This window comes from Blautia sp. AF26-2 (genome assembly GCF_003460955.1).
Classification (GTDB): domain Bacteria; phylum Bacillota; class Clostridia; order Lachnospirales; family Lachnospiraceae; genus Fusicatenibacter; species Fusicatenibacter saccharivorans.
The window spans coordinates 225,677-237,273 of record NZ_QTWD01000004.1; the positions used below are offsets into that span (position 1 = coordinate 225,677).

At 46.6% G+C, this 11,597-nt stretch carries 8 protein-coding genes; 3 read left to right on the forward strand and 5 right to left on the reverse strand.

Going from position 1 to position 11,597, the window contains the following annotated elements:
• Positions 1 to 104 precede the first annotated feature (104 nt).
• Positions 105 to 533 (forward strand): hypothetical protein, encoded by a 429-nt coding sequence (locus tag DWY63_RS07375; RefSeq protein WP_022461386.1) that lies wholly within the window; start codon positions 105 to 107, stop codon positions 531 to 533.
• A 283-nt stretch (positions 534 to 816) separates the two neighbouring features.
• Complete coding sequence (locus DWY63_RS07380) at positions 817 to 2,580, forward strand: Na/Pi cotransporter family protein (protein WP_117801746.1); 1,764 nt, start codon at positions 817 to 819, stop codon at positions 2,578 to 2,580.
• Between the two features lie 221 nt (positions 2,581 to 2,801).
• On the opposite strand, the gene glgD is transcribed toward DWY63_RS07380, so the two are convergent.
• The 3 genes from glgD to DWY63_RS07395 all read right to left on the reverse strand — a co-directional run bounded on the left by glgD (position 2,802) and on the right by DWY63_RS07395 (position 8,062).
• On the reverse strand, positions 2,802 to 3,944 hold the full coding sequence (gene glgD, locus DWY63_RS07385; RefSeq protein ID WP_117801747.1) for a glucose-1-phosphate adenylyltransferase subunit GlgD: 1,143 nt from the start codon (positions 3,942 to 3,944) through the stop codon (positions 2,802 to 2,804).
• Positions 3,938 to 5,146, reverse strand: coding sequence for a glucose-1-phosphate adenylyltransferase (locus DWY63_RS07390; protein WP_117801748.1), 1,209 nt, complete (start codon positions 5,144 to 5,146; stop codon positions 3,938 to 3,940). Before DWY63_RS07390 ends, glgD begins: the two co-directional genes overlap by 7 nt.
• A 300-nt stretch (positions 5,147 to 5,446) precedes the next feature.
• Positions 5,447 to 8,062 (reverse strand): glycoside hydrolase family 3 protein, encoded by a 2,616-nt coding sequence (locus DWY63_RS07395; RefSeq protein ID WP_117801749.1) that lies wholly within the window; start codon positions 8,060 to 8,062, stop codon positions 5,447 to 5,449.
• 323 nt (positions 8,063 to 8,385) lie between these two features.
• Between DWY63_RS07395 and DWY63_RS07400 the strand changes: the two genes are divergently transcribed.
• The gene (locus tag DWY63_RS07400; protein WP_117801750.1) at positions 8,386 to 8,790 is read left to right on the forward strand and encodes an amino acid-binding protein; all 405 of its coding nucleotides are present in this window, start codon (positions 8,386 to 8,388) and stop codon (positions 8,788 to 8,790) included.
• Positions 8,791 to 8,867: 77 nt separating this feature from the next.
• Here the strand turns inward: DWY63_RS07400 and DWY63_RS07405 are convergent, their stop codons facing one another.
• Together DWY63_RS07405 and DWY63_RS07410 are read right to left on the reverse strand one after the other, a co-directional pair.
• Complete coding sequence (locus DWY63_RS07405) at positions 8,868 to 10,247, reverse strand: MATE family efflux transporter (protein ID WP_117801751.1); 1,380 nt, start codon at positions 10,245 to 10,247, stop codon at positions 8,868 to 8,870.
• A gap of 22 nt (positions 10,248 to 10,269) precedes the next feature.
• Complete coding sequence (locus DWY63_RS07410) at positions 10,270 to 11,592, reverse strand: APC family permease (protein WP_055219502.1); 1,323 nt, start codon at positions 11,590 to 11,592, stop codon at positions 10,270 to 10,272.
• Positions 11,593 to 11,597: the final 5 nt, after the last annotated feature.

Sequence of the window (11,597 nt, forward strand, 5' to 3'; positions counted from 1 at the left end):
TTTTTCCCCTGTAAAATTACAATTAAAATCAGGTATATTTGCCCCGATTTCCGGCAATACTTTTTCATGAAACCACCAAAGAAAGCAAGAAAGGAAGATGCACGATGAGTGGAGATGCAGAGCTTTTAAACTTTATTTACCAGAATTCCCAGATGGGTGTCGACACGATCCGGCAGCTCATTGGAGTCGTTGAGGACAAAGACTTAAAAGAACATCTGAAAACCCAGTTTCAGGGCTATGAGGAATTTCATCAGGCGGCAAAGGAGCTGCTGAATGAACACGGCTACGATGAAAAAGGCCTTGGCATAATGGAAAAAGCACGCACGTATTTTATGATAAACCTGCAGACTATGACGGATCCGTCCGTCTCACACATTGCCAGCATGCTGATTACCGGAAGCAGCATGGGCATCGTCGAGGCAATCCAGAAGTACCGCCAGTATGAGGACGCGGATCCCAAAATCCGGGATCTGATGGATAAGCTGCGAAAATTTGAAGAATACAACATGGAAAAGTTAAAAGATTTCTTATGAAAATCATATTCAGCCAAACTACCCGCATCTGCAGATCCTGCGAGTGGCAGCTTCTTTCGGATGCAAAGGAATCGAGAAACGATCCGGTACCGGCACAAAACAGTGCCGCACCGGATTTTGAGTTGTTTTGACCGTTTTACAAACTTTACATACATTTAACACAAAACTGTTTTTAGATGTGTTATCTTCTAAATGTAGGTTTTTTCTCGAGTAAGACCTGCAAAACGTGTATCTATTGTTAAAACCACGAAAAGAAAAAGAAAATTACGTAAAGGGAGAAATTATGGACATTTTTGGAGTGTTATCCTTTGTCGGTGGCCTTGCCATGTTCTTATACGGCATGAGTGCCATGGGCGATGGCCTGACCAAACTTTCCGGCGGTAAACTGGAATACCTGCTGGAAAAGCTGACATCAAAGCGGATTATGGCAGTTCTTTTAGGTGCCGGTGTTACCGCAGTTATCCAGTCCTCTTCTGCAACTACTGTTATGGTTGTCGGATTCGTAAACTCCGGCATCATGAAGCTGAACCAGGCAGTCGGCATCATCATGGGCGCCAATATCGGTACCACCATCACTTCCTGGATCTTAAGTCTTACCGGCATTCAGGGCGACAATGTATTCATTAAAATGCTGAACCCGTCGTCCTTTTCCCCCATTCTTGCAATCATCGGCGTTTTTATGCTGATGCTGGCAAAGAGCGATAAAAAGAAAAATGTCGGTACCCTGTTAACCGGTTTTTCCATTCTGATGTTTGGTATGCACACCATGAGCAGCGCTGTATCACCGCTCGCAGATGTACCGGAATTCACGGGACTTCTCGTAAAATTCTCAATTCCGGTGCTCGGTGTTCTTGCCGGAACCATTCTGACCGCCGTGATCCAGAGTTCCTCTGCTTCTGTCGGTATTCTCCAGGCACTCTGCGCAACCGGTTCCGTCAGCTACGCCGTAGCGATCCCTATCATCATGGGACAGAATATCGGTACATGTATCACCGCATTGCTCTCCTCCATCGGTACAAGCCGCAATGCACGCCGTACCGCAATGGTTCACCTTTATTTTAACATTATCGGTACTGTTCTTTTCCTGGTTCTCTTCTATGGAATCAATGCCTTTGTACATTTTCCATTCCTGGAAACCTCGGCAAATGCAGCCGGCATCGCAATCGTTCACTCCGGCTTCAATATTTTCGCAACACTGATCCTGTTCCCGTTTGCAGACGGACTGGTCAAACTTGCGAAACTGACCATTCCGGACGGACCGGAAGAAAAAGCAGACGAAGCTGTTCAGATGCTCGATACCCGTTTTCTCGACAGCCCGGCTTTTGCTCTGCAGCAGTGTAAAGTTGCAGCCGCAAAAATGGCAGAGCTGACCGAAACCGGCCTTGTTACTTCTGTTGACCTGATGGCCTCCTACAACGAGGCGGATGCGGAAAATGTAGATATTCTTGAGAAAAAGGTGGATCATTTTGAAGATGCCCTCGGCACATATCTGGTGAAGCTTTCCAGCGAAAAGCTTTCCCCGAAGGACAGCCAGACACTTTCCATGATTCTGCACTGCATCGGCGATTTCGAACGAATTTCCGATCACACCGTCAACATCATGAAAGCTGCAAGAGAGATGCATGACAAGAACCTGCAGTTCTCTTCTGACGGAGCCGCAGAGCTTGCTGTTTATGGAAAAGCAGTCAAAGATATTGTCAGCCTGACCTTCTCCGTTTTCAACAATGAGGATGTAAAAAAAGCAAATGAAGTGGAACCACTCGAGCAGGTGATTGACAGCCTGAATTCCAGCCTGAAGAACCACCACATCGAACGGCTCCAGAGTGGAAAATGCACGATCGAGCTTGGCTTCATCTTATCCGACGTCATGACCGATTTCGAGCGAATCTCCGACCACTGCTCCAACATCGCCGTCTGCGTCAGCCAGATCCACAGCGGATCGTTCGATACACATGAATATCTGCATGCATTGAAGAAAGAAGAAGAATTTGAGGCAGAATATAAAGAGCTGAAAAAACAGTATCAGCTGCCGGATGTAAAAGCCTGAAAACAGACTGTACTGTAACCATAAGCTGTACAACCGGGAATTTTTATGGTAAGAATCTTCCCTTCCTTAGGCTGTCACTGTTTTGTTTTATTACCATATCACAGATGCATTACTCAATCTACTATTTTTCTCTGAATTTTTCCAAAAAATACCGACTGCCCATCAATATTGATATATTCTACATTGGCAGTCGGTATTTCTATTTCATTCTATTCTTTTCTTTATACAACCTGATCCTTCGCAATAAATACCGGGAAGGAATCGGTTCCTTTGAGCTGTTTTCCTTCAGATACCGTAACGTATTTATCAGAAACAACGTACTCAATCTCAGCGCCTGCTTCAATCACGGTATCCTGCATCAGAATGCAGTTCTTTACTTTTGCTCCCTTGGCTACCTTGACACCACGGAACAAAATGCTGTTTTCGATTTCGCCTTCGATCACACAGCCGTCTGCTACCATCACGTTTTTCGCTTTTGATCCGTTGATATAACGGGTCGGATTGTCGTCGCGGACTTTGGTATAGATCGGGTTGCCGGAGAAGAGACTATCGAGATTCTCATCTTTTAAGAGCTTCATGTTCTCATCGAAATAACTCTTCATATCGTCGATTCTTGCCTGATAACCGGTAAACTCATATCCCTGAATGTTCAGTTTCTCCGTTTGCGGTGCCAGGACATCACGCTCAAAGAATTTATTTCCAAGGACAAAGCCTTTTTTGATTTCGTCGATCAGAAGCTGACGCTCCATCACGTAGATATTCATCGATACATTCTGTACTCCGTTTTCCTCCGAGTTTACAAAGATCTTGCTGATCTTCTGTCCTGCCATGGAGAAGGTGTAGTGCAGATAATTGGTTTTCTCGTAAGAGCTTCTGACGCCTTCCGGAATCGGCTGCTTGGTATAAGCTGCAGTAACATCTGCGCCGCTTTCGATATGCTGATTCAGCATCTCTTTGAAATCAAAATTGCAGGCAATGTTGGTGTCCGCCATAACAACATATTTTTCTTTCTGCCATTTCAGAAAATCGAGAACATTTGCCAGTGCTTCCACTCTTCCGGAATACACCTGAATTTTCTTCTCGGAATAAGGCGGAACAATGTTTAAGCCGCCTTTTTTTCTGGCGAGATCCCACTCACGTCCGGAGCCGAGATGATCCATCAGCGAATGGTAATTTTTGCGGACGATAATGGATACATTTCCGATTCCGCAGTTTACCATGCTGGATAAAATAAAGTCCACCATGCGGTAACGGCTGGCAAAAGGAATGGAGGCCATCAGACGCTCGTTTACCAGATCCGGTACCTGCTCATCATAACTGTTTGGGAAAATGATGCCCAGTGCATCTGCATTTGCGTTTACCATTCTTCTTCACCATCCTTTACATTTGCATTTACCATTGTATTTGGTCCTACTTTGGCACGCTCACCGATATGGATTCCGGATCCGATGGTGGCAACACCTTTTTCACCGTCATGCGGCATTTCTCCTACCACGGCATTCTGGCCAATCACAACGTTTTCCGCAACGATACAGTGTTTCACGACTGCTCCGGATTCGATCACGGTTCCTCCCATGATAACGGCATCTTCTACTTCTGCGCCCTCTGCAACCTTTACACCGGAGAACAGAATCGAATGTTTGACATGACCTGCAATACGGCAGCCATCGGTGATCATACAGTTTTCCACAACAGCGGTTTCGGTGATCTTATGGCCTGTTTTTCCGCTGTTTCGGCTGTAAATCTTCCAGTTATTGTCAAACAGGTTGATTCCGCTGTGTTCCGGATCGAGGATTTCCATATTTGCCTCCCACAAAGAGGAGATGGTTCCTACATCTTTCCAGTATCCGCTGAAATGATAAGCGTACATATTGCGTCCGTCTTTTAAAAGATTCGGGATGATGTTGTTTCCGAAATCGTTCGAAGAATTCGGGTCTGCCTCGTCCTCAATCAGATATTTTTTCAGGATATCCCAGTTGAAAATGTAGATACCCATGGATGCCAGATTGGATTTCGGCTGTTTTGGTTTTTCCTGGAACTCGGTGATTTTGTCATTTTCATCTGCTACCATAAGTCCGAAACGGGATGCCTCCTCCCACGGCACTTCCATAACCGCAACGCTGAATTCTGCGCCCTTTTCCTTATGGAAGCGGAGGAAATCGCTGTAGTCCTGTTTGCAGATCTGGTCTCCGGAAAGGATGATGACGTACTCCGGATCGTAGCTCTCGATGAATGGAATGTTCTGGTAGATGGCATTTGCAGTTCCTTTATACCAGTCAGAACCTGAGGCTTTCTGATAAGGAGGCAGCACGTGAACACCTCCATGGAGGCGGTCCAGATCCCACGGCTGGCCGTTTCCTATGTACTCATTTAACACCATTGGCTGATACTGTGTCAGAATACCTACGGTATCAATTCCGGAATTTACGCAGTTAGAAAGTGGGAAATCGATGATTCTATATTTTCCGCCAAATGGAACTGCCGGTTTTGCAAGCTTCTCGGTCAGCGCATAAAGGCGAGATCCCTGACCTCCGGCAAGAAGCATTGCTATCATTTCTTTTGCCATAATCTATCCCCCTGTTTTAATAGATGCATTCATTATAACACACTATTTGCTCTATGGACAATCTTTTTGTGCATTTTTCACTATTTTTTATTTTTTTACCGATTTTATTCTGTATTTTTCTCCAGTTTTACAGTTCTTTCGTGAGCTTTTTACATTTTATGCCACCAAGCTGGGCTTGCAGATTGCGGAAATCGCTTATCTCTTGCAGTCACAGCCTTGCTCCTTTGACCGTACAAAAAGCAGCCCCGCAAAGCCTTATGGTAAAGGTCTGCGGGGCTGCTTCTATGTTTTTTTGATTTTTTATGCTTTTGTAACGGTAACTGCCTCTTCGAGATCGAACTGATCACCGTATGGTTTGCAATCATCATAGGCGAGGGACTGCAAAACAACATTCAGAATGCGGTACGCACAGGTCTGAAGCTGTCCAAGCGGCAGAGTTCCGTCTGCAACAGATGCTACAATTTCCTGACGGTTTCCTTGCTGGCCAGGCATCTGCAGATCGTTTCCTGCAAGAACACACTCTCTTGAAGTGGAATGTCCATATTTCAGGTTATATTTGTAAGCGAACAATCCGCTCATGTCCTCTGAGGTTCCCCAGTCGGTCATGACATAGCCTGCGAAGCCCCACTCATCTCTTGCTGCTGCGGTCAGAAGGTCGTGGCTGTTGGCAGTATGCACACCGTTTACCAGGTTGTAGGAAGACATAATCGTCATCGGCTGTGCTGTCTTGACTGCGATTTCAAAGCCCTTCAGATAGATTTCACGCATTGCGCGCTCGCTGATGTGCTCATTGACGTACATACGGTTGTCTTCCTGGTTGTTGGCTGCAAAGTGCTTAATGCTGGTTCCGATTCCGGCATGGGACTGGATTCCTCTGGTATCGGCTGCGGCGCACATACCTGCCACCAGCGGATCTTCCGAGTAGTACTCGAAGTTTCTTCCGCAAAGCGGATTTCTGTGAATATTCATGCCAGGCGCCAGCCATACGGAAATGTGGAATTCTTCCATCTCTTTTCCGACGATATCACCGCATTTCTGGATCAGATCCATGTTCCACGATTGCGCAAGAAGCGCTGCTACCGGGATTGCGGTGCAGTACTGGAAATACTCCGTGCCGCCTTCCGGAACTTCGATTTCATTTTTGTTAAACGCATCTTCCAGAGGATTTCCGGAGGATACCATCTTTCCGTCTGCATCAACGACAAAGTGCGGAATCAGACGAAGACCGGCCGGACCGTCTGCAAGAATCGTATTGTAAATACCTCTGTCCTCAAGAAGAATGGAAGTCGTATCTCCCGCTGCTCCAGGCGCCATATCGGAAGAAGATCCGATAAATCCTTCCTGGCCAAGTCCGTCTGCAGTACCATTGCAAACGGCAGCCATCTCTTCTACGGTCAGCTGCGATACGAGATCTTTTAACGTCGCTTTTCCGCTCTTTACATCTGCCGCGGTCAGCTTCTCTCCCTCATAAGCCGGGAATGCTTCCGGTGTCTCACTGTAGACAACAGTCTCCGTCTTGATGCATTTGCTGCAGATATCGATCTGTTTTGCAGCTGCTTTTTCTTCTGCCTCACCTTCATAGCTGTACGGTGTTACGCCTGCTTTGGAGAGTTCCTGTGGAGCGTCATCTGCAGGGAAGAGATTCTTTCCCTGAACCGTAACAACGGTCTCTTTGAGATTCAGGGCTGCTGCCACTTTCGTTGTTCTGGAGCTGTTGCCGACACGGATGTAATACGTTCCTGCCTCGAGTACCCATGCTGCTTTTTTCTCATCGTAGGAAGCCATAGATCTCGTCGGGAAGGAAATGGTAATCGTCTGGGACTCACCCGGCGAGAGCAGATCGGATTTTCCGAAGCCGCCAAGCTCCTGATACGGTTTCTCAATCGTGCCATCCGGTGCGGAATAGTAAACCTGTACGACTTCTTTTCCGGCGAATGTATCACCAATATTCTTTACGGATGCGGTAACGGTAACGTTCTTGGCATCTGCCTCCACGTCCCTTACTTCCGTCTCAAAATCAGTATAACCTTTGCCATAGCCGAAGCAGTAGTTCGGGGTTACGTTGAAGGTGTCAAAATAACGGTAGCCGACATAAATGCCGTCGCTGTAATACTCATCGTTGGTGTCACCGTTGTTGTGGCTGAAATTTTTTGAGGACGGATAGTCTTCATAGGAAGCAGCCCATGTATCAGTCAGCTTTCCGGATGGGATGCTCTTTCCGAGAACAACGTCTGCAACGATGTTTCCGGTTGCATTTCCGGCCTGTCCTGCAAGAAGAATTGCATTCAGTCCTTTGATTTTCTTTAACTCTGTGGTGTCTACAAGGTTCGCAATATTCAAAATTAAAACTGTTTTCTCATAATGCTCTGCCAGATAGGCAATGTCAGCGAGCTCGTTTTCGCCGAGCAGATAATCGCATGCTCTGTTATAGCGGTCTGCACCTTCACCGGAGTTTCTTGACAGAACATAGATAGCGGTATCGGTGTCCTCTTTTTCGGTAATTACCGGCACGTCAGGCTGTGCAAATACTTCCGAGAACATAACAGCAAAAATCGGAACGTGAAGCTCCTCTGCTTTTTTTGCCAGCTCTGCCTGATATGCAGCCTGCGCATCTGCAAGCACTTTGTCATATTCATCGAGCCATTTACCAGTCAGAATTTCAAAGCCGGCCTCTTTTAAGCCCTGTTCGATCGTAACAACCGTTCTTGTGTTAACGTCTCCGGAACCGGTACCCCCTTTTACCGTGTGGCGGACGCCGTTACCATAAACTGCGACTTTTCCTGCACCGGCAAGCGGCAGGGTTCCGTCGTTTTCAAGAAGTGTCATGCACTCACCGGCCAGTTCACGTACCAGCGCGGAATGTTCTTTTTCTCTTGCAGATACTTCTCCTGTTTTTGATGCATAAAATGTTGCCATAATTCTAATACCTCCCAATAATAAATTCACATATAGCGCTTATATTGTAACGCATTTTTCGTCATTATGCAAAAGTTTTTTCACCTGTTTTCTCATATTTTATTTGTATTTTGTGCATTTTCTCTTATTATCCGACTTTTCTGTCTTTTTTTCGCTCATTGATTTCTTTTTTTATTTTTTTATATTGATGCTTTTATTCTATTAATTTTCTGTAAACGATACGCTTTTTTACCTTTTTTTTCGTCTTCTTTTACAAAATTCGTTGACGCGTTTGATTTTGGCAGTATAATGGAATCAGAGATCAATTTTAGGAGGCCCCCATTATGTTAAAACAACTTTCTATTTTCGCAGAAAATAAAAAAGGCACGATGCAGCAGATCACACAGATTCTGTTTGAAAACGACGTCAATATTTTAGGTTCTGTCAACAACGACAGCGCAGAGTACGGCATTGTCCGCATGGTCGTTTCCGATCCGGATAAAGCAGAGCAGGCGCTTCAGGCTGCCGGTTACATGACACGCCAGACGGATGTACTCGGTGTTGAAGTCGTCGATCAGCCGGGCAACTTAAATTCCCTTCTGAAAACACTGCTTGAGACAAATATCAGCATCGACTATATCTATCTCTCCTTCAACCGCGAGTCCGGCTGCCCGATCATGGTGTTCCATGTACCGGATGTATACGAGACAGAAGCAAGCTTAAAAAGCAAGGGATATACCGTTCTCTAGAGCATGTTTGAAAAACACGAAAAAAGACATCTGGCGAAGTGATTTTTCACCTCTGCAGATGTCTTTTTCTATATCATCTATTCTTTTGCTTCATCCTCAAACAGGTGATCCCGCGTAATGTTTTTTGCCCACAGTCCGCTCTTATACCGTTTCAGAACCCACGGCCATTTTACAAACTCATCTGTACACAGCAGGAAATAAACCACAAGGACAGGAAGCTTGAAGACAAACGCTGCAATAAATCCAAGCGGCACCGCGTAGCACCACATATCAATCGTATCACAGACCAGTCCGAACTTTGTGTCACCTCCGGCACGGAATACTCCGGCAATCAGCGTCGTATTGACGGCCGCCCCCATAATATAATAGGTATTGATCAGCAGCATATATTTCAGATAATGCATCGCGGTCTCATTTAAAGAAGCAAATTTCAATACAAACGGCGTGATACCCAGCACAACCAGTCCGCCCACAGCTCCGGCAACAACCGTCAGCTTCAGCAGTTTCGATGCATATTCCTTCGCCTTTTCCAGATTTCCTTCTCCCATAACATTTCCAAGCAGAATACCGCCTGCACTTGCCACACCAAAGCACAGCACGGTTCCGATATTTCTTACAACGACAACGAGCGAGTTTGCCGCTACCGCATCGCTTCCCAGATGGCCCAGGATCACAGAATACATCGAAAATGCAACGCCCCAGGAAAGATCATTTCCAAGTGCCGGAAGTGAAAGCTTCACAAAATCGGAAAACAGCAGCTTGTTGCGGATGAACATGTACCGCAGATCGAGCTTGATATCCTTACTCATAATCGACACAATCACGCAGCCGATCAGTTCAATGACACGCGACATCGCCGTTGCGATTGCAACACCGGTTGCTCCAAGCTTCGGAAATCCGAAGAGACCAAAAATGAAGCATGCGTTGAAAAATACGTTCAGTGCGAATGCCATCATATTCATCGCCATGCTGATCGTCACACGGCCGAGGCTTCGAAGCACCGCAAGATAGATCTCCGTAATGCCCCAGCACAGGTAGGTCACACCCATGACGCGCAGATACGAAGCACCGATCCGGATCAGTTCCACATTATCTGTAAACAGACGCATCATCATCTGTGGCATGGTAAAAGCAATTCCTGCCACAACGACGGAGATGATGACGGAGAATCGAAGTGCGATTCCCTCGACAGTCTGAATTGCTCGCATATTGCCTTTTCCAAAGTACTGGGCACACAGAAGTGTTGCTCCTGTTCCCAGTCCATAATAAACCATAAATAATACATTTGCATAGTTGGATGCCAGGGATACCGCGGAAATAGCGGACTGTCCCACGTAGTTCAGCATCACGACATCGGCAGAGTTGACTGCCGCGCTTAAAAGATTCTGAATCACAATCGGCAGAACCAGCTTAAAAATCTGGCTGTAAAAGCCCTGCTCTTTTGTTGTTGCCCTCATGTTTCTTCTCCATTTCTCTTCTTTATTTGTCTTCTTTCTTTTCCTGTTTTGCCTTCACATACGGGTATCGGACCTGCGTGTAAACAAACATCACCAGAATATAGATGCCGCATGCGATCGCCGCTGGAACGGTAAGATCCGACAGATTGACATACGAGGTTCCGATCATCAGAATGCCGATGAAAAACAGCAGAATGTGAAGTGTCCGCTTTTTCATACAAAACGCAGATTTCTGATACTCTTCCGGGAAGATATCCGGCAGACGCCAGCAGGCCAGGAGTACCATAAATTCCGTCACCATATCGGTTCCGACACCCATGTTGGAAATCAATGTCAGATCCATTCCCGTAAGGATCGGAATGGCGCCCATCAGGAAAAAGACCATCAGAAGGATCGCCGGAACACCGTTTCTATTCTCCTCCGCGGTTTTTTCCGGCAGCCAGCCCTGTTTTGCGGCAGCCTGCAGTCCTCTTGTCACCCAGCTCAAGGTTCCGTTCAGGGTGGTAAGCAGCGCAAATACGGCACCACCGAACACGAAAAACAGGTACAGCCAGGTTGGAAAAATCTCCTGTGCGACAAGCGTCAGATTCTGAAATGCGACCGTTTCGACCGGAAGCACGCCGCCTGCCACGATACCGATCAGCACGTAGAATACAGCAACGATACTCGTGGAAAGCACGATAACCTTTGGAATCGTGCGGGACGGCTCCACGATATCATCTCCGTTCTCCGCAACGAATTTTGCGCCTCCGCACGCAAAACTTAAAAGCGCTACGCCTGTGAAAAAGTTCTTCGGACCGTTCGGCATCAGGTTGGATACCGTCGGTGTCAGGGCATCCCAGCTCACCTTGGGCAGACCGAATACAATAAATAAGAACAGGCTCAAAAGCAACAGCACAACCATGCCCTTTTGCACCAGTGCGCTCGATTTCAGTCCGATGAGATTGACGGCGGTACAGATTACAAGTGCTGCCATTGCGACAGCCGACTCGCCAAACTGTGGAAAAATCGAGCAGAAATAGCTCGCAAAGCCTTTCGCGTACGTTGCGATCAGAACCTGGCTTAAGACAAACATCGCAATGTACATAAAGCCGGCTTTTTCACCCATCAATCGTCGGATGTAAGTAAAGCCGGCGCCTGATGACGGGATTGCGGACGTCAGGATGATGAACGGTACACAGGTGATAATGGCAAGCACGGCACCTAAAATAAACGCTGCGGCAATGCCGTGTCCTGTCAGACCGATGACGATTCCCGTCAGTACCATGATGCCCGAACCGATGATCTGTCCGATCGCAAGTCCCATACAATCGGAAAAATTCAGTTTTTTATGACCTTCCCCCATACATT